The sequence below is a fragment of the Herbaspirillum autotrophicum genome (assembly GCF_001189915.1).
Lineage (GTDB): Bacteria > Pseudomonadota > Gammaproteobacteria > Burkholderiales > Burkholderiaceae_D > Herbaspirillum > Herbaspirillum autotrophicum.
Map to the genome: position 1 here is coordinate 70,065 of NZ_LFLS01000020.1, position 18,998 is coordinate 89,062.

Genomic DNA, 18,998 nt, shown 5'->3' on the forward strand with positions numbered 1-18,998 from the left:
CTGCGTATGGCTGACTGCTTGCTGCCGGCTTATTGCCGGATCAGATCGAGCAAGTGCATCGGATCGTGCAACAAGGCATCGGCTTCCCACGAAGCCGGTGCCACATGGCCGCAATAACCCCAGGCGGCGGCAACGGTTTGCATGCCTGCTGCGCGTCCGGCCTGAATGTCGCGCACATCGTCGCCGACGTACCAGCATTCTTGTGGCGCGACCTGCAAGCGCCGTGCCGCTTCCAGCAATGGTTCCGGATGGGGCTTCGAATGGGGGGTGGTGTCGCCGGAGACGATGCAGCCGGCATGACCGAGTCCGATTTGCGGCACCAGCGGGTCAGTGAAGCGGGATGCCTTGTTGGTGACAATGCCCCAGCTCACGCCGTTTTGTTGCAACCGTTCCAGCATCGACGGCACCCCCTCGAACAAACTGCTTTTCACTACCAGTGCAGCGGCGTAGTTATTGAGGAAGGTGGTCTTGAGTTCTTCGTAGCCTGCTTCATCGGGTTTGACGCCAAAAGCGACGCCGATCAGTCCGCGTGCGCCGGCCGATGCGACCGGGCGCAATTGTTCGTAGGGAGTTGGTTCGAGACCGCGTGCGGCTCGCATCTGATTGACGGCCGCCGCCAGATCGGGGGCGGTGTCAGCCAGCGTACCATCGAGATCGAACAGAATTGCGCGTGGTGGTGTCAGGGACATGAGATGTTTATTCTTTTGAGCGCGTGAGGGGCCGATCAAACGGGTTTGCTGCAGGCAACCAGATAATTGACGCTGGTATCCGCATTGAGAGAATAAATGCGGGTCAGCGGGTTATACGACAAGCCTTTGAGACCGTTGATTTCCAATCCTGCTTCACGCGTAAAGCGCGCCAGCTCGGCCGGCGTGATGAACTTGGCGTAATCGTGTGTGCCGCGCGGCAACATGCGCAGCAGATATTCAGCGCCGAGAATTGCCAGCAGATAGGCTTTGGGATTGCGATTCAGTGTTGAAAAGAAAATCTGGCCGCCAGGTTTGGCCAGCGTTGCGCAGGCCTGAACAATGGAAGAGGGGTCGGGTACGTGTTCCAGCATTTCCATGCAGGTGACGACGTCGTACTGTCCGGCTTCCCGTGCTGCAAGTTCTTCGGCGGCAATTTTTTCATAGCGCACGCTGATGCCGGTTTCGAGGCTGTGCAGATCGGCAACCTTGAGTGCCTTGTCCGACAGATCGATGCCGGTAACGCTGGCGCCTTTGCGGGCCATCGATTCGGCCAGGATGCCGCCGCCGCAACCGACGTCGACGACTTTCTTGCCGCTCAGCGGCGCGCGGGCGTTGATCCACTCAAGGCGCAACGGGTTGATTTCGTGCAACGGGCGAAATTCGGAACCGGGATCCCACCAACGATGGGCGAGATCGCTAAATTTCTGGAGTTCTAAAGGGTCGGCATTCATAGCATGAATGATAGCCGAAAGAGTTGCGCTCCGGGGTATGCAAAATGGCATAAAAAAACCCCGCCGGAGCGGGGTTTTTAATCGGGTCGATTCGATTACTTGTTGCGAGTGCCAACAACTTCGATTTCAACGCGACGGTTCTTGGCGCGGCCAGCTGCAGTTTTGTTGTCTGCGACTGGTTGCGACTTGCCCTTGCCTTCAGTGTAAACACGGTTAGCTTCGACACCCTTGGAAACCAGGTATGCCTTGACCGATTCAGCACGACGCACGGACAGTTTTTGGTTGTAAGCAACAGAACCAACGGAGTCAGTGTGACCAACAGCGATGATAACTTCCAGGTTCAGACCCTTCAGGTTACCAACCAACTCGTCCAGTTTCGCTTTACCAGCTGGCTTCAGCACTGCTTTGTCAAAGTCAAAGAAGGCGTCAGCAGCGTAGGTAACTTTTTCCGATGTCGGAGCAGCAGCAACCGGAGCGGCAGGAGCAGCAGGAGTGGCAGCTGGAGCAGCAGCAACAGCTGGAGCTTCTTCGCATGGACCGTTAACATACGCAGTTTGCCAGCACAGACCTGTGCCGCTGCGTGTAACGATATCGCGGCTGTCTTGCAGGTACAGGCTGTTAGGACGGACTTTGATGTCCTTCACTTCTTGCGCTGTGGCAGACAGAGCGATGGCTGCGGACGCAGCAGCGAAGACGAGTTTTGCTAATTTGTTCATGTTTCTCCTCTCGGGTGAGATATCCGCAGATAAACTGCGCTACAAAAGTTACGACATCAAAAAAACGAATAATATCATGTGTTCAGGTCGTCACATCCCCGCAAAAAGAGGGGACGCAATGAACTTAGTCGCCATTCTGCCACAGGCTGGTGCAATCAGCGAAGGTTGCTAAATAGTCCAATCGACGTTTTTAGCACTCCGTTGTTTTTTAACGACAAGGCTTTTTGCTTGCGGCGCACGCAAAAGCGCGTGTCGAAAAATCATCTTTTGGCACAAACTTCCTTATTTTTCATACCCTTGCACAGAAATAACCACGCGGCGATTGGGGGCTAAGCAGGCAATTAATTTCTTGGTTGCAACACTTCCCGGGCACTCGGTCAGCGGCGCATTGCTGCCGGCGGCGACAATCGTTATCGGCACTGCAACATTCTTGCTTTTGAGAAATGCGGCGACGGCTTCGGCGCGTTTCAGTGACAGTGCTTTGTTTTGTTCCTGCGAGCCAAGCCGGTCAGCATGTCCGGTAATCGTGATGGCGGGGACTTGCGAGCACGATGCCAGTTTGTCAATTATTTGACTTGAGATCTTGTTTTTTGCGGCCGGATTGAGTGTGAATTTGCCGGAGGGAAATGTTTCCTTTTCACCCAGCGTCAGGCTGAAGCTGCAAGCGTTTTGCGCGACCACTGGTGCGATGCTGATGGCGCTCGGATTGGCGACGATTGGCGGCGCCGTGGTTTTGGCGATGGGCGGCGCCAGTTCGCCGTCGCAACCGGTGACGGAGTCGGTCGGGGTCCAATAACCGGTGCGCCAGCACAAGCCGTACTGCGTACGGGCAACATTGCCTTGCGTATCCTGACCATAGGCGGAGGTCGGCGTAGCGGCCGCGACGTCGGTGGTGCTTTGCGCGCCGGCAATCGTGCTGAACAGTCCCAGCGCCAGGCTGGAAGCGAATTGGATATAAGTGTTTTTATTCGATAGTCGCATTGGTAATGGCTGAGGTGGTCGCTGATGCGAGTGACAGGCTGGCAGGGCGTGGCTCGCTTCAAAATTGCTGTGGGAAAAGTCGGAAAATTAGTGTCGTCGAGGTTGAGGGTAGTAATTTTTCGGCGGAGAACTCGCATTTAATCATATTTGGCGGGCGGGGCTGTAATTCTTGTCCCGTCAGGGACCTGAAGGCGCAGCGTGCAAAAGCCTCGGTCGCAAGGGCTGACGTGCTAAAATGCTTCGTTTGATGTCGCCGCCCCGGCAGTACTTCGCGGGACCTATGATTTACCAACCGAGATAAACATCTTCCGACTTGCCAATGGATCAATTCGCTAAAGAAACCATCCCCATTTCCCTCGAAGAAGAGATGCGCAAGAGCTACCTCGATTACGCCATGAGCGTGATCGTCGGACGTGCTCTGCCTGATGTTCGTGACGGCCTCAAGCCTGTGCATCGCCGCGTACTGTTCGCGATGCACGAGATGAATAATGTCTGGAATCGCCCGTTCGTGAAATGCGCTCGCGTGGTCGGTGAAGTCATGGGTAAGTATCACCCCCACGGCGACGCTTCGATCTACGACACGCTGGTGCGTATGGCACAGGATTTTTCGCTGCGCTACACACTGGTCGACGGTCAGGGCAACTTCGGTTCGATCGACGGCGACGGCGCCGCAGCGATGCGTTACACCGAGTGCCGCCTCGACAAGATCGCCAACGAATTGTTGGCCGATATCGAGAAAGAAACCGTCAATTTCGTCCCCAATTACGATGGCAAGGAAAAAGAGCCGTCGGTATTGCCGACCCGCGTTCCCAATCTGCTGATCAACGGCTCGTCCGGGATTGCAGTGGGCATGGCGACCAACATCCCGCCGCACAACATCACGGAAGTCATCAACGGTGCGCTGCACGTGCTGACCAATGCGGCGTGCACGGTGGACGAACTGATCGAAATCATTCCTGCTCCCGATTTCCCTACCGGCGCCACGATCTACGGCGTGTCGGGTGTGCGTGACGGCTATCGCACCGGCCGCGGCCGCGTGGTGATGCGCGCCAAGACGCACTTCGAGGAATACGGCAAGGAAGGTCGCACCGCCATCATCGTTGATGAGCTGCCATACCAGGTTAACAAGAAGGCGCTGCTGGAGCGTATCGCTGAACTGGTGCGCGACAAGAAGCTTGATGGCATTTCCGACCTGCGCGACGAATCCGACAAGTCGGGCATGCGCGTGGTGATCGAGCTCAAGCGCGGTGAAGTGCCGGAAGTGGTGCTGAACAATCTGTACAAGCAGACCCAGTTGCAGGACACCTTCGGCATGAACATGGTGGCACTGGTTGATGGTCAGCCGAAGTTGCTGAACCTGAAGCAGATGCTGGAATGTTTCCTGTCGCACCGCCGCGAAGTGGTTACACGGCGCACCATTTTCGAATTGCGCAAGGCGCGCGAACGTGGTCACGTGCTCGAAGGTCTGGCCGTGGCGCTGGCCAATATCGATGATTTCATCGCGATCATCCGTGCCGCCCCGACACCGCCGGTCGCCAAATCGGAACTGATGGCGCGTGCCTGGGATTCGTCCGTGGTCCGCGAAATGCTGGCCCGTACCGGCGCTGAAAACACCGGCGGCATCGAAGCATTCCGTCCGGAAAATCTGCCGATGCATTACGGCATTCAATCGGACGGCCTGTACAAGTTGTCCGACGATCAGGCGCAGGAAATTCTGCAGATGCGTCTGCAACGTCTGACCGGTCTCGAGCAAGACAAGATCGTCAATGAGTACAAGGACGTGATGGAGCAGATCGCCGATCTGCTGGATATTCTGTCCAAGCCGGCGCGCGTGACTGCGATCATCACCGACGAACTGAATGCGGCCAAGAATGACTTCGGCATCGGCGTCAAGGATGAGCGTCGTTCGCAAATCGAATTGAATGCGACCGATCTCGGTACTGAAGATCTGATCACGCCGCAGGATCTGGTCGTGACCTTGTCCCATACCGGTTACATGAAATCGCAGCCGGTATCCGAATATCGTGCGCAGAAACGCGGCGGTCGCGGCAAGCAAGCGATGGCGACCAAGGATGACGACTGGATCGATCAGCTGTTCATCGCCAATACCCATGACTATATTCTGTGCTTCTCCAACCGCGGCCGTCTGTACTGGCTGAAGGTCTGGGAAGTGCCGCAAGGTTCGCGCAATTCGCGCGGCAAGCCTATCGTCAACATGTTCCCGTTGCAGGATGGCGAAAAGATCACGGTGATTCTGCCGGTGTCCGGTGAAAACCGTACCTTCCCGGATGACCGTTACATCTTCATGTCGACCAGCCTCGGCACCGTCAAGAAGACGCCGCTGTCCGACTTCAGCAATCCACGCAAGGCCGGCATCATTGCGGTTGATCTGGATGAAGGCGATTTCCTGATCGGCGCCGCACTGACCGATGGTCAGCACGACGTGATGTTGTTCTCCGATGCCGGCAAGGCAGTGCGTTTCGACGAGAACGATGTGCGTCCGATGGGCCGTACTGCACGTGGCGTGCGCGGCATGAATCTGGATGAAGGTCAGCAAGTCATTGCGCTGCTGGTCGCTGAAAACGAACAGCAGTCGGTATTGACGGCAACCGAAAACGGTTACGGCAAGCGTACACCGATCACCGAGTACACCCGTCATGGCCGCGGTACCAAGGGCATGATCGCGATTCAGACCAGCGAACGCAACGGCAAGGTAGTGGCGGCAACGCTGGTGGAAACGACCGATGAAATCATGCTGATTACGACCGGTGGCGTGCTGATTCGTACCCGGGTCGCGGAAATTCGCGAAATGGGTCGTGCAACGCAGGGCGTGACCCTGATTGCAGTCGAAGACGGCACCAAGCTGAGTGGTTTGCAGCGGGTGGTGGAATCGGATGCCGAGGAAGACAAGGTTGAAGAGGAAGCTGCCGGAGAAACTCCGGCAGATACGGGCGCAAGCGGCGACGCTGCGGAATGATATGACATGGCCGGTTCGCCGGCCGTGTCGCTTTGTTTGATATCCAGATCATGGTCTACAACTTTTCCGCTGGTCCGGCCGTGTTGCCGAAAGAAGTATTGCAGCAAGCTGCCGATGAAATGCTGGACTGGCATGGCAGCGGCATGTCCGTGATGGAAATGAGTCATCGTGGCAAAGAGTACATGTCGATCATCGAAACGGCCTTGCGCGACATGCGTGAGCTGTTCTCGGTGCCGGACAATTACAAGATTCTGTTCATGCAGGGCGGCGCGATTGCAGAAAATGCCATCATTCCGATGAATCTGGCCGCGTTGCGTGGTCAGGTTGGCGTGGCCGACTATATCAATACCGGTTCCTGGTCGACCAAGTCGATCAAGGAAGCGCGTCGTTACTGCGAAGTCAACGTGGCCGCTTCCTCGGAAGCCGGGAAATTCGCCCGCATTCCTGATCGTGCCGACTGGCGCTTGTCGCGCAATGCAGCCTATGTTCACGTCTGCACCAATGAAACCATCGATGGCGTCGAATATCAGTTCACGCCCGAGGTGGCGGCGGATACCGATAACGCTCCGCTGGTGGCGGACATGTCTTCGCACATTCTGTCTCGCGCAGTGGATGTCTCCAAATATGGCGTCATCTATGGTGGCGCGCAAAAAAATATCGGACCCGCTGGTCTCACCATCGTGATCGTGCGCGACGATTTGCTGGGCCATGCCTTGCCGATCTGTCCCTCGGCCTTCGACTGGAAGACCGTGGCCGACAACGATTCGATGTACAACACGCCGCCGACCTATGCGATCTATATTGCCGGCCTGGTGTTCCAGTGGCTCAAGCGGCAGGGCGGCGTGCCGGAAATGGAGCGTCGCAATATCGCCAAGGCAGCGCTGCTGTATGACTATCTCGACAGCACCGGTTTTTATCGCACGCGCATCGCCAGCGAATGTCGTTCGCGCATGAATGTGCCGTTTTATCTGCATGATGAAGCGCTCAACGACGCTTTCCTGGCCGGCGCCAAAGAGCATGGCTTGTTGCAGCTCAAAGGGCATAAATCGGTAGGCGGCATGCGGGCGTCGATCTATAACGCCATGCCACTCGAGGGTGTGCAGGCATTGGTGCATTACCTGCAGGAATTTGAACGGCAAAACGGCTGAACCGGCTGCCGTCACCAGCAGGATCATAAAGACAAGAGCGCGACGGTCGGATTCGGATCTGCATTCCGATCCGGCCATCGCGACAGAGACGGGCAGCCAGTCTGCAATTTTGAATTTACCAGGCAATACGTCGACGCGGCTGATGCGGATGCCAGTCAGACGATGCAACAAGAAAGACCATCATGAGTGACGATAAACTCTTGCCGCTGCGTCAGAAAATCGATGCAATCGATTCCCAGATTCTCGATCTGCTCAATCAGCGCGCGCGGGTGGCGCAAGAGGTTGGCCACGTCAAGGCCGAAACCAATGCGCCGGTGTTTCGTCCGGAACGCGAGGCACAGGTATTGCGCAAGGCGGCCGAACGCAATCCGGGGCCGTTGCTGGGCGTCGATATCCAGACCATTTTCCGCGAAGTCATGTCCGCTTGCCGGGCACTCGAAAAGCGCGTGGCGGTTGCCTATCTGGGACCGGAAGGCACTTTCAGCGAGCAGGCGGTATACCAACAGTTCGGACACGCAGTCGCAGGACTGCCATGTGTTTCCATCGATGAAGTGTTTCGCGATGCCGAAGCCGGCACGGCCGATTTCGGCGTGGTGCCGGTTGAGAATTCTTCCGAAGGCGTGATCAACCGTACACTCGATTTGCTGTTGCAGACGACCTTGCGCATCAGCGGCGAAATCTCGATTCCGGTACATCACAGCCTGATGACCAAGACCGGCACCATGGATGGCATTACCCGCATTTGCGCGCATTCGCAGGCACTGGCGCAATGCAACGCCTGGCTCAACCAGAATTATCCGCAGATCGAACGCCAGGCAGTGGCCTCGAATGCCGGGGCGGCACGCATGGCCAGCGACGATCCGTCGGTGGCTGCCATCGCCGGTGAGATTGCCGGGCAAAAATACAATCTGCAAACGGTCAATGCGCATATTCAGGATGATCCGCACAACCGCACCCGTTTTGCGGTCATCGGTCGCCTGCAGACGGCACCGTCGGGACGGGATCAGACCTCGATCGTGTTGTCGGTGCCGAACAAGGCCGGTGCGGTATACAACCTGCTGGCGCCATTGGCCAAACATGGCGTGTCGATGACCCGCTTTGAATCGCGGCCGGCCCGCATGGGTGCCTGGGAATACTATTTCTACGTCGATCTCGAAGGTCATGAGCAAGACGAAAAAGTGGCCAAGGCACTGACCGAGCTCAAAGAAAACGCGGCATTTTTCAAGCTGCTGGGTTCTTACCCCTTTACTGTCTAATCCTTATCCGAAAGTTCATCATGTCCATACAATTTGGTCCGGATTATGTGCGCGCTCTCGCGCCGTATCAGGCTGGCAAGCCGATTGCTGAAGTCGCCCGCGAGTTCGGTCTGGAAGAAAGCAGTATCGTCAAGCTGGCCTCGAATGAAAATCCGTTGGGCATGCCGGAGTCTGCGCAACGCGCCCTGCAGCAGGCCGTGGCCGACCTCGGACGTTATCCCGACGCCAATGGTTTCGATCTGAAGGCGGCGATCAGTGCGCGCTATGGCGTGCCGCAAGACTGGATTACGCTGGGCAACGGCAGTAACGATATTCTGGAACTGGCGGCGCACGCGTTCGTGCAGCCGGGCCAATCGGTGATGTATGCCCAATACGGATTTCTGGTGTATCCGCTGGCCACGCAAGCCGTCGGTGCCCGTGCGATTGAAGTGCCGGCCAAGGATTTTGGTCACGATTTGCCTGCCATGCTGGCCGCAATTGCCGACGATACCCGCCTGATTTTTATCGCCAATCCGAACAACCCGACCGGTACGTTCGTGCCGGCTGCCGAGCTGGAAGCATTTTTGCGGGCAGTGCCGTCGCATGTGGTGGTGGTGCTGGATGAAGCCTATAACGAATACCTGAATGCCGAATTGCAATATGAATCGGTGGAATGGGTACGTGCCTTCCCGAATTTGCTGGTGTCGCGCACCATGTCCAAGGCCTATGGCCTGGCCGGATTGCGCGTCGGCTTTGCGATTGCGCAACCGGGCGTGACCGATTTGCTCAATCGTATCCGGCAGCCGTTCAACGTCAATTCGCTGGCGCAGGCGGCGGCGATTGCCGCACTCAACGACAAAGCGTTTTTGCAAAAGAGCGCGGATCTGAATGCGCGTGGCTACGCCCAACTGACGCAAGCCTTTGACGCGCTCGGTCTGGAGTATGTGCCGTCGTTCGGCAATTTTGTGCTGGTCAAGGTCGGTGCCGATGACGGTGCCGGTGCGCGCGTCAATCTGGCTTTGCTCAAGCGCGGCATCATCGTGCGTCCGGTCGCCAACTATAAATTGCCGCAATGGTTGCGCATCAGTATCGGTTTGCCGGAAGAAAATGTGGCATTCCTCGACGCACTCAAGACGGTTCTGGGCTGAGGTCCGGCGCGGTTTATTTTTTTTCGCAGTTCTGTTTCTTTATAGCGGGCGTTTGCCGTGTTCAATAAAATTGTCATTTTTGGTGTTGGCCTGATCGGTGGTTCCTTTGCACTGGCTTTGAAAAAGGCGGGTGTCGTGGAGCAGGTGGTCGGTGTCGGCCGCACGGCAGCACCCTTGCAGCGCGCCCGTGAACTGGGCATTATCGATCTGGCGGCCAGTTCGGTGGAAGAAGCCTTGCGCGACGCCGATCTGGTGTTGATCGCGGCGCCGGTGGCGCAAACCGGAAAAATTCTGGCGGCAATCGCGCCGTATTTGCAGTCATCGACATTGGTGACCGATGCCGGCAGCACCAAAGGTGATGTGGTAGCAGCGGCGCGCGCGGTGTTGGGCGACAAGATTGCGCAGTTCATTCCCGGTCATCCGATTGCCGGACGCGAAGCAAATGGTCCCGATGCTGCGATTGTTGATTTGTATCAACAGAAAAAGGTGGTGTTGACCGCTTTGCCGGAAAACCGCCCGCAAGATGTCGAGCGTATTGCGGCTGCGTGGGCCGCTTGCGGTGCCGTGATCCATCGGCTGACACCGCAGGAGCATGATGCGGTTTTTGCGTCGGTCAGCCACTTGCCGCACCTGCTGGCGTATGCGCTGGTGGATGATATGGCCAGCAAGCCGCATGCAGAAATTCTGTTTCAGTATGCCGCCAGCGGTTTCCGCGACTTTACGCGGATCGCCGGTTCGTCACCCGAGATGTGGCGCGATATTTCGCTGGCCAACCGCGCGGCTCTGCTGCACGAGCTGGATGGCTATCTGATACAGCTGATTCGCATGCGCAAGATGGTGGTCGAGGGTGATGGCGACGGTTTGAACCAGATCTATTCCAATGCCCAGCGTGCCCGTCAGAACTGGTCCGAAGCCATCGAGCTGGCCGAGCGCCAGCGCAAGGAAGGCGGCGATTGATACTGGGCCAGGCCGGGCCGTAGCGCTGAGTGGAGCTGTTCGCTGAGCGCGATATTGTTAACCTGTTGAGTGAAGCTATCCATCCGATGAAGCAAGTTTCCTATCCGCGCCATATCGATCTGGCGCCCGTGGCCCATGTACAAGGCACGGTCAAACTGCCCGGCTCCAAGAGTATTTCCAATCGCATCCTGTTGCTGGCGGCGTTGTCGCGGGGATCAACCGAGATCAAGGATCTGCTGGCTTCCGATGACACGCTGGTGATGCTCATGGCCTTGCAGCAACTGGGTGTGAAGTGGGAGCAGGTGGCGGATACCCAGGATTATGTCGTGCATGGCGTCGATGGCGTGTTGCCGGTGCATCAGGCCGATTTGTTCATGGGCAATGCCGGTACTGCAATCCGGCCGCTGACGGCGGCGCTGGCCGTACTCGGTGGTGATTACACACTGCACGGCGTGCCACGCATGCATGAGCGGCCCATCGGCGATCTGGTCGATGCCCTCAATGAAGTCGGCATGCGGATTGAATACACCGGCAATCCGGGCTACCCGCCATTGCATATCCGGCGCGGCATGTTGAGCGCACATCGGATGAAAGTACGCGGCAATGTATCGAGCCAGTTCCTGACCGCCTTGCTGATGGCAGCGCCGCTGATGGCGAAAAGCGAAGCCATGGTGATCGAGGTTGAGGGGGAGCTGATTTCCAAGCCGTATATTGAAATCACCCTGAATCTGATGCAACGTTTCGGCGTCACTGTCGAACGCAATGGCTGGCAGTCGTTTACGATCAAGGCCGGTCAGCATTATCAAAGTCCGGGCGTGATTCACGTCGAAGGCGACGCTTCCTCGGCATCTTATTTCCTCGCGGCAGGCGCAATTGCCGGCGGTCCGATCCGGGTCGAGGGTGTCGGCAAGGATAGCATCCAGGGCGATGTGCGTTTCGTCGAAGCCTTGCGTCTGATGGGCGTCACCATCACCATGGGCGACAACTGGATCGAAGCTTCGTCGAGTGGTCCGCTCAAGGCAATTGATGCCGATTTCAATCACATTCCCGATGCCGCCATGACGATCGCGGTTGCTGCGCTGTATGCCGATGGCGTCAGTACCTTGCGCAACATCGGCAGCTGGCGCGTCAAGGAAACCGACCGGCTGGCGGCAATGGCAATTGAATTGCGCAAGCTGGGCGCAACCGTGGAAGAGGGGGCGGATTATCTGCGCGTGACGCCGCCGGTGAGCATCACGCCGGCCACCATCGATACCTACGACGATCACCGCATGGCAATGTGTTTCTCGCTGGCATCACTGGACGGTGCCTTGCGTCAGGGCACGCGCGTGCGGATCAATGATCCCAAGTGCGTGGCCAAGACGTTCCCGGATTATTTCCGCGTGTTTGCAAAAATTGCCGAACAGACACTGATCTGAGCAGGCGTGGTTTTTCAGTCAATTTAATTTAGAACGGGGTTTCCCATGAGTACGGCAAAAATACCCGTCATTACCATCGATGGACCTACCGCTTCGGGCAAGGGGACGGTAGCGCAAAAGGTGGCACGGCATCTGGGCTTTCATTATCTGGATTCGGGCGCGTTGTACCGTCTGACGGCGTTGTCGGCATTGCGTCGCGATGTCGCGCTGAACGACGAACATGCGCTCGCCAAGACGGCAGAGCACTTGCATTGTCATTTTGACGGCGCCCATATTTTCCTCGCCAACGAAGATGTCACGACGGCTATCCGGGCCGAACTGGTGGGCAACACGGCATCGCGCATTGCTGCTTTGCCAACAGTGCGGCAAGCTTTGTACGGCTTGCAGCTGAGTTTCCGCAAGGCACCAGGCCTGGTGGCGGATGGCCGCGATATGGGCACCGTCATTTTCCCGCACGCACCTTTAAAGGTGTTTTTGACCGCAAGTGTGGAAGCACGTGCGCAACGACGCTATAAGCAATTGATTGACAAGGGATTTCCTGCTAACATGGACGACCTTTCAAAAGACCTGACTGAACGGGATGCGCGGGATACCAATCGCTCATCTGCGCCGCTCAGGCCTGCCGAAGGGGCGCATCTGCTGGATACTTCAGAGATGACTGCCGATGAGGCGGTCGCTCAGGTGCTCAGCTGGTACGCCGCGTTGTAACGTTTTAATGCTGTGCCATTGGTGCCCGCCGGATGCAAAGTCAGGCGGGTGTTGATAAACCTAACCCCAATTATTTATCGCCGTTTGCGCTCAATGAATGCAGTTTCCGTTGTAGCCGGCAGCGACCAAATACTGGTCAAAACTCTCTGAATCTTATGTCAACCACAACTATCCTGGCTCCTGGAGCTGCTGGTGCAGATGCATTTGCTGCACTGTTTGAAGAATCGCTGTCACGTCAAGACATGCGTTCTGGTGAAGTCATTTCGGCTGAAGTCGTCCGCCTCGACCATAACTTCGTTATCGTCAACGCCGGCCTGAAGTCCGAAGCCTTCATTCCAATCGAAGAATTCAAAAATGACAACGGCGAACTCGAAGTCAACGTCGGTGATTTCATCTCCGTCGCGATCGAATCGCTGGAAAACGGTTTCGGCGACACTATCCTGTCGCGTGACAAGGCCAAGCGTCTGGCATCGTGGCTCTCGCTCGAAAAAGCGATGGAGTCCGGCGAGATTGTTGTTGGTACTGTCAATGGCAAGGTCAAGGGCGGTCTGACAGTCCTGACCAACGGCATTCGCGCATTCCTGCCAGGTTCCCTGGTCGATACGCGTCCGGTCAAGGATACAACGCCTTTCGAAGGCAAGACTCTGGAATTCAAGGTCATCAAGCTGGATCGCAAGCGCAACAACGTCGTGTTGTCGCGTCGCGCAGTCATCGAAGCATCGATGGGCGAAGAGCGTCAAAAGCTGATGGAAACACTGAAAGAAGGCACCGTGGTTACCGGCGTCGTCAAGAACATCACCGACTACGGCGCGTTCGTGGATCTGGGCGGTATCGACGGCCTGTTGCACATCACCGATCTGGCATGGCGTCGTGTGCGTCACCCTTCGGAAGTGCTCACGGTTGGTCAGGAAATCACTGCCAAGGTCCTCAAGTACGATCAGGAAAAGAACCGCGTTTCGCTGGGCGTCAAGCAATTGGGCGACGATCCGTGGACTGGTCTGTCCCGTCGTTACCCGCAAGGCACACGCCTGTTCGGCAAGGTCACTAACCTCACCGACTACGGTGCGTTCGTTGAAGTCGAGCAAGGTATCGAAGGTCTGGTTCACGTTTCCGAAATGGATTGGACCAACAAGAACGTGGCGCCAAACAAGGTTGTCCAGCTGGGCGACGAAGTTGAAGTCATGGTTCTGGAAATCGACGAAGAACGTCGTCGTATCAGCCTCGGCATGAAACAATGCAAGCCGAACCCATGGGATGATTTCGCGATCACCCACAAGAAGGGTGACAAGGTCAAGGGCGCGATCAAGTCGATCACCGACTTCGGCGTGTTCATCGGTCTGGCTGGCAACATCGACGGTCTGGTGCATTTGTCCGACCTGTCCTGGACAGAAACCGGCGAAGAAGCCGTCCGCCGCTTCAAGAAGGGCGACGAACTGGAAGCAGTCGTGCTGGCAATCGATGTCGAGCGCGAGCGCGTTTCCCTGGGCGTCAAGCAACTCGAAGGCGATCCGTTCAACAACTTCGCTGCAATGAACGACAAGGGTGCACTGGTTAACGGTGTGGTCAAGTCGGTTGAGCCTAAGGGCGCAGTGATCCAGTTGTCGGAAGAAGTTGAAGGCTATCTGCGTGCATCCGAAATCTCCCGCGACCGCGTGGAAGATGCCGGTACTCACCTGAAGGTCGGCGACGCCGTTGAAGCATTGGTCATCAACATCGACCGCAAGGCACGCAGCATCCAGTTGTCGATCAAGGCGAAGGACAATGCCGAGACACAGGAAGCCATGCAAAAGATGTCGTCCGACTCCAATGCAGCTTCTGGTACCACCAGCCTGGGTGCATTGTTGAAGGCAAAGCTCGACAACAAGAATTAATCAGTCGAGCATAATGACTAAGTCTGAGCTGATAGCTCGCTTGGCTGAGCGTTATCCGCAACTTGTCGCCAAGGATGCGGATTACGCGGTCAAAACCATACTCGATGCCATGGTCGATGCACTTTCGACCGGCCAGCGTATCGAGATTCGTGGTTTCGGCAGCTTCGCGCTGAATCGTCGACCACCTCGCATCGGTCGCAATCCGAAGTCCGGCGACAAGGTGATGGTGCCCGAAAAACGGGTGCCGCACTTCAAGCCTGGCAAGGAATTGCGTGAGCGGGTGGACGCGATGGTTGGTCAACCCATCAGGGAAGATTGAGTTGTTTGACCTGTTGCACGCTGTTTTGCGTAAATAGGTCTTAACAAATTGAACGGCATCTTTGGATGCCGTTTTTTTTCACGTACAATTTCGTATCTGCATATTGTTACGGCGACAAGAGCCGGGCGGTAGGATGGCCGGGCAAATGTCGTATCGTTTGCTTTGCATTGGTTATCGTTATTTACAACAAAAGGATTTGCGCCATGAAAATTGTTTCGAGATTGATAGCGGCCATCCTGTTTATTTTCTTCTTCTTTTTTGCGTTGAAAAATACGCAAGAAGTGACCCTGCATTTTTTCCTCGGCTATGAACGTACCGATCCGCTGGTCCTGATCCTGCTGGTGACCTTTGTCGGCGGCGCCATTCTCGGGGTGCTGGCGATGACGCCGATCGTGTTCCGGCACCGGCGCGAAGCATCGCGCCAAAAGAAAGCGACGAATGCATTGCTCAAGGAGCGGGAAAACGAGCAACTGGCACAGACTCAGCCGCCGCAACCCGACAGCGTCGTCACTCCACAGCATTTACTCTGACGGCAACTTATGGAATTTGAATTTTGGTGGTTGCTTGGCATTCCGGTGTTTTTCGGACTGGGCTGGATCGCCGCGCGGGTCGATATCAATCAACTGGTATCGGAGTCGCGCACTTTGCCGCGCGGCTATTTCAAGGGCCTCAATTTCTTGCTCAACGAGCAACCGGACAAGGCCATCGATGCCTTCATCGAGATCGTCAAGCTTGATCCGGAAACGGTGGAATTGCATTTTGCGCTCGGCAACCTGTTCCGGCGTCGCGGTGAAACCGAGCGCGCCATCCGGGTTCACCAGAACTTGCTGGCCCGTCCGGATTTGCCACAAGAACATCAGGCGCATGCGCAATATGAATTGGGACAGGATTATCTGAAGGCGGGTTTGCTTGATCGCGCTGAAGAGACCTTCCATCTGTTGATCGATACCCAATACAGCGCGCAGGCCGGCCGCGCGTTGCTGGAAATCTATCAGCGGGAAAAAGAGTGGGCGCGGGCGATTACGGCGGCGGAAACCTTGCAGGCGTCCGGCGCCGGTGGCAGGCAAAAGGAAATCGCGCAGTTTTATTGCGAACTGGCCCAGGATGAACTGGTGCGCACGCAACATGACGCCGCCATGAGTCTGCTGGAAAAGGCGTTGGCGACCGACCGCAACAGTGTGCGGGCGACCATTCTGATGGGCGATGTTTATCAGGCCAAGGGCGAGACTGAAGCGGCCTTGCTGTCGTGGCGCCGGGTCGAGCATCAGAGCGTGCCGCACGTGGCATTGGTGGCGCAGCGCCTGCTTGATGGCTATCAGGCGGTCGGGCGCATGCAGGAGGGCTTGAATCTGCTGCGCTCCTATCTGGCCGAAGCACCTTCAATCGATTTGCTGGAAGTGGTTTTCAAGGCAGTACTTGAGCTGGACGGCGTCGAGGCTGCCAATCAACTGGTCAGCGATGAACTGCGGCGCACGCCGACCTTGCTGGGACTGGACAAGTTTTTGGAGGCACGCCTGCTAAATGCGCCGATAGCGGTGCGCCCCGAGTTGTCGGTAGTCAAGACACTGGTGCACAGCTACACGCAAAAGCTGGCGCGTTATCAATGCAGTCATTGCGGTTTCAAGGCACGTCAGTTCTACTGGCATTGTCCTGGCTGCAATCACTGGGAAACCTATCCGCCGCGTCGTACCGAAGAACTGAACGTCATGAACTGACGCGCGCAAGCGCGTAACTTTGCAGGAATTATATGAATATCACTATTATTGGCACCGGCTATGTCGGTCTGGTCACCGGCGCTTGTCTGGCCGAGTTGGGTAACAACGTGTTTTGCCTGGACGTTGATCAGAGCAAGATCGATATCCTGAACAGCGGTGGTATTCCGATTCACGAGCCGGGCCTGGAAGATGTAGTGGCACGCAACCGCGCCGCCGGACGTCTGACATTTTCGACCGATGTCGCAGCCAGCGTGGCGCATGGCGAAATTCAGTTCATTGCGGTTGGCACGCCGCCCGATGAAGATGGCTCGGCCGATCTGCAATATGTATTGGCGGCGGCGCGCAACATCGGCAAGCACATGACCGGCTTCAAGGTCGTGGTCGACAAATCGACGGTGCCGGTGGGTACAGCCGCCCGCGTCAGCGCGGCAATTGCCGCCGAGCTGCAACAGCGCGGTGAGCAAGGCGCCGGATTCTCAGTGGTCTCCAATCCGGAATTCCTGAAAGAGGGCGCCGCGGTAGAGGACTTCATGCGTCCCGACCGCATCGTCATCGGTCACGACGATACGCCCGAAGGTCAGCGCGCCTATGACTTGATGAAGAAGCTGTACGCGCCGTTCAACCGCAATCACGAGCGTACTTACTGGATGGATGTGCGTTCTGCCGAATTCACCAAGTATGCTGCCAACGCCATGCTGGCGACCCGCATTTCCTTCATGAACGAGCTGGCCAATCTGGCCGACAAGGTTGGTGCCGATATCGAAGCCGTGCGTCATGGCATCGGTTCCGATCCGCGCATCGGCCACAGCTTCCTGTATGCCGGCTGCGGTTATGGCGGTTCCTGTTTCCCGAAAGATGTGCAGGCGCTGGAACGTACGGCCCGCGATTACGATCAGGAATTGCTGATCCTGCGCGCCGTCGAACAGGTCAACAATTATCAGAAACACGTGCTCGGCAACAAAGTGGTGGCGCGCTTCGGTGAAGAGTTGAAGGGTCGTCATTTCGCCGTCTGGGGACTGGCGTTCAAGCCGAATACCGATGACATGCGCGAAGCCTCGTCGCGGGTATTGCTGGCCGAACTGATCAAGCGCGGCGCCACGGTGGCGGTGTACGATCCGGTCGCGATGAAGGAAGCCAAGCGCGTATTGCAACTGGACTTCGCCGGTCAGGATGAGGCACTGGCCCGTATTCGTTTCAGCGAAAGCCCGATGGATGCGGTGCAGGATGCTGACGCACTGGTGATCGTCACCGAGTGGAAGGCGTTCCGCAGCCCGGACTTTGAACAGCTCAAGCGCAAGCTGAAGACACCGGTGATTTTCGATGGCCGCAACTTGTTCGAGCCGCGCGTCATGGCCGATGCCGGTGTTGAATATCACGGCATCGGCCGCTCGATTCTGACCAGGGGCTGAGGCATGACCACTGCGATCAATCCTTTGGCGGCCGGCGGCGCGCGCATTCTGGTAGTCGGCGATGTGATGCTGGATCGCTATTGGTTTGGCGAGGTGAACCGGATTTCGCCGGAAGCCCCGGTGCCGATCGTGCGTGTCGAGCGACGCGAAGAACGGCTGGGCGGTGCTGCCAACGTGGCGCGCAACGCAGCGACCTTGGGCGCGCAGACCGGTTTGCTGGGCGTGGTCGGTAAAGACGAAGCCGGCGACGCGGTCGAAAGCCTGTTGTCCGAACTGGGCATCAACAGTTACCTGAATCGCGATCAGGCGATTTCGACCATCATCAAGCTGCGCGTCATCGGACGTCAGCAGCAACTGGTGCGGGTCGATTTCGAGGACGCTCCGACTGACACGGTATTGCGCGACAAGTTGACGCAATTCAATGCGCTGGTCGATCAATATGATGTGATTGTCTTGTCCGATTATGCCAAGGGCAGTCTGGTCAACGTGGCCGACATGATCGCGGCGGCCCGCAAGCTGGGCAAGCGGATTCTGGTTGATCCGAAGGGCGATGATTTTTCGCCGTATCGCGGCGCGAGCATTCTGACGCCCAACCGCTCGGAGCTGATCCGCATCGTCGGCCAATGGAAAACCGAAGCAGAGCTGACTGCCAAGGCGCAGCAACTGCGCCAGTCGCTGGAACTGGAAGCCTTGCTGCTGACGCGTTCGGAAGAAGGCATGACCTTGTATCTGGATCAGCAAGTGATCAATTTCCCGGCGATGGCGCGCGAAGTGTACGACGTCTCCGGTGCCGGCGATACTGTCATCGCCACGCTGGCAGTCATGCTCGGCACCGGCGTATCGCTGACCGATGCCGTCACCATGGCAAACCGGGCCGGCGGCATTGTGGTCGGCAAGCTGGGGACTGCTACTGTCACGCGCGAAGAGTTGTCCATCTAAAAAATTCGAGCTCAATTTGGTGATTATTTCACCAACT

The 18,998-nt window shown here is 57.0% G+C and carries 17 protein-coding genes; 13 read left to right on the forward strand and 4 right to left on the reverse strand.

Annotated features, from left to right (window positions below; all coding sequences use genetic code 11):
• Positions 1 to 29: 29 nt before the first annotated feature.
• From gph to AKL27_RS16285, 4 genes are all read right to left on the reverse strand, one after another.
• On the reverse strand, positions 30 to 689 hold the full coding sequence (gph, locus tag AKL27_RS16270) for a phosphoglycolate phosphatase (RefSeq protein ID WP_050463900.1): 660 nt from the start codon (positions 687 to 689) through the stop codon (positions 30 to 32).
• Between the two features lie 35 nt (positions 690 to 724).
• Positions 725 to 1,420 (reverse strand): bifunctional 2-polyprenyl-6-hydroxyphenol methylase/3-demethylubiquinol 3-O-methyltransferase UbiG, encoded by a 696-nt coding sequence (ubiG, locus tag AKL27_RS16275; RefSeq protein ID WP_050463901.1) that lies wholly within the window; start codon positions 1,418 to 1,420, stop codon positions 725 to 727.
• 95 nt (positions 1,421 to 1,515) lie between these two features.
• Complete coding sequence (gene ompA / locus AKL27_RS16280; RefSeq protein WP_050463902.1) at positions 1,516 to 2,136, reverse strand: outer membrane protein OmpA; 621 nt, start codon at positions 2,134 to 2,136, stop codon at positions 1,516 to 1,518.
• Positions 2,137 to 2,418: 282 nt separating this feature from the next.
• Positions 2,419 to 3,117, reverse strand: a complete 699-nt coding sequence (locus AKL27_RS16285) for an OmpA family protein (RefSeq protein ID WP_050463903.1) — start codon at positions 3,115 to 3,117, stop codon at positions 2,419 to 2,421.
• A 319-nt stretch (positions 3,118 to 3,436) separates the two neighbouring features.
• Between AKL27_RS16285 and gyrA the strand changes: the two genes are divergently transcribed.
• The 13 genes from gyrA (at position 3,437) to rfaE1 (ending at position 18,961) form a co-directional block, all read left to right on the forward strand.
• Positions 3,437 to 6,094, forward strand: a complete 2,658-nt coding sequence (gene gyrA, locus AKL27_RS16290; protein WP_050463904.1) for a DNA gyrase subunit A — start codon at positions 3,437 to 3,439, stop codon at positions 6,092 to 6,094.
• 50 nt (positions 6,095 to 6,144) lie between these two features.
• Positions 6,145 to 7,242 carry a 3-phosphoserine/phosphohydroxythreonine transaminase gene (gene serC / locus AKL27_RS16295; protein ID WP_050463940.1) on the forward strand — a complete coding sequence of 366 codons (1,098 nt, stop codon included), beginning with the start codon at positions 6,145 to 6,147 and terminating at the stop codon, positions 7,240 to 7,242.
• A gap of 182 nt (positions 7,243 to 7,424) precedes the next feature.
• A complete protein-coding gene (gene pheA, locus AKL27_RS16300; RefSeq protein WP_050463905.1) occupies positions 7,425 to 8,498 on the forward strand; it encodes a prephenate dehydratase in 1,074 nt (357 codons plus the stop codon).
• Positions 8,499 to 8,518: 20 nt separating this feature from the next.
• Positions 8,519 to 9,625, forward strand: coding sequence for a histidinol-phosphate transaminase (gene hisC / locus AKL27_RS16305; RefSeq protein ID WP_050463906.1), 1,107 nt, complete (start codon positions 8,519 to 8,521; stop codon positions 9,623 to 9,625).
• A 57-nt stretch (positions 9,626 to 9,682) separates the two neighbouring features.
• Positions 9,683 to 10,582, forward strand: coding sequence for a prephenate dehydrogenase (locus AKL27_RS16310; RefSeq protein ID WP_050463907.1), 900 nt, complete (start codon positions 9,683 to 9,685; stop codon positions 10,580 to 10,582).
• Positions 10,583 to 10,668: 86 nt separating this feature from the next.
• The gene (gene aroA / locus AKL27_RS16315) at positions 10,669 to 12,000 is read left to right on the forward strand and encodes a 3-phosphoshikimate 1-carboxyvinyltransferase (protein WP_050463908.1); all 1,332 of its coding nucleotides are present in this window, start codon (positions 10,669 to 10,671) and stop codon (positions 11,998 to 12,000) included.
• A 45-nt stretch (positions 12,001 to 12,045) separates the two neighbouring features.
• Positions 12,046 to 12,708 carry a (d)CMP kinase gene (cmk, locus tag AKL27_RS16320; protein WP_050463909.1) on the forward strand — a complete coding sequence of 221 codons (663 nt, stop codon included), beginning with the start codon at positions 12,046 to 12,048 and terminating at the stop codon, positions 12,706 to 12,708.
• 155 nt (positions 12,709 to 12,863) lie between these two features.
• A complete protein-coding gene (rpsA, locus tag AKL27_RS16325; protein ID WP_083439097.1) occupies positions 12,864 to 14,579 on the forward strand; it encodes a 30S ribosomal protein S1 in 1,716 nt (571 codons plus the stop codon).
• Between the two features lie 13 nt (positions 14,580 to 14,592).
• Positions 14,593 to 14,898, forward strand: a complete 306-nt coding sequence (locus AKL27_RS16330) for an integration host factor subunit beta (RefSeq protein ID WP_008114399.1) — start codon at positions 14,593 to 14,595, stop codon at positions 14,896 to 14,898.
• 203 nt (positions 14,899 to 15,101) lie between these two features.
• Complete coding sequence (locus tag AKL27_RS16335) at positions 15,102 to 15,428, forward strand: LapA family protein (protein ID WP_050463910.1); 327 nt, start codon at positions 15,102 to 15,104, stop codon at positions 15,426 to 15,428.
• Between the two features lie 9 nt (positions 15,429 to 15,437).
• A complete protein-coding gene (gene lapB / locus AKL27_RS16340; RefSeq protein ID WP_050463911.1) occupies positions 15,438 to 16,613 on the forward strand; it encodes a lipopolysaccharide assembly protein LapB in 1,176 nt (391 codons plus the stop codon).
• A gap of 32 nt (positions 16,614 to 16,645) precedes the next feature.
• On the forward strand, positions 16,646 to 18,022 hold the full coding sequence (locus AKL27_RS16345; protein WP_050463912.1) for a UDP-glucose dehydrogenase family protein: 1,377 nt from the start codon (positions 16,646 to 16,648) through the stop codon (positions 18,020 to 18,022).
• A 3-nt stretch (positions 18,023 to 18,025) separates the two neighbouring features.
• Positions 18,026 to 18,961, forward strand: coding sequence for a D-glycero-beta-D-manno-heptose-7-phosphate kinase (gene rfaE1, locus AKL27_RS16350; protein ID WP_050463913.1), 936 nt, complete (start codon positions 18,026 to 18,028; stop codon positions 18,959 to 18,961).
• Positions 18,962 to 18,998 lie beyond the last annotated feature (37 nt).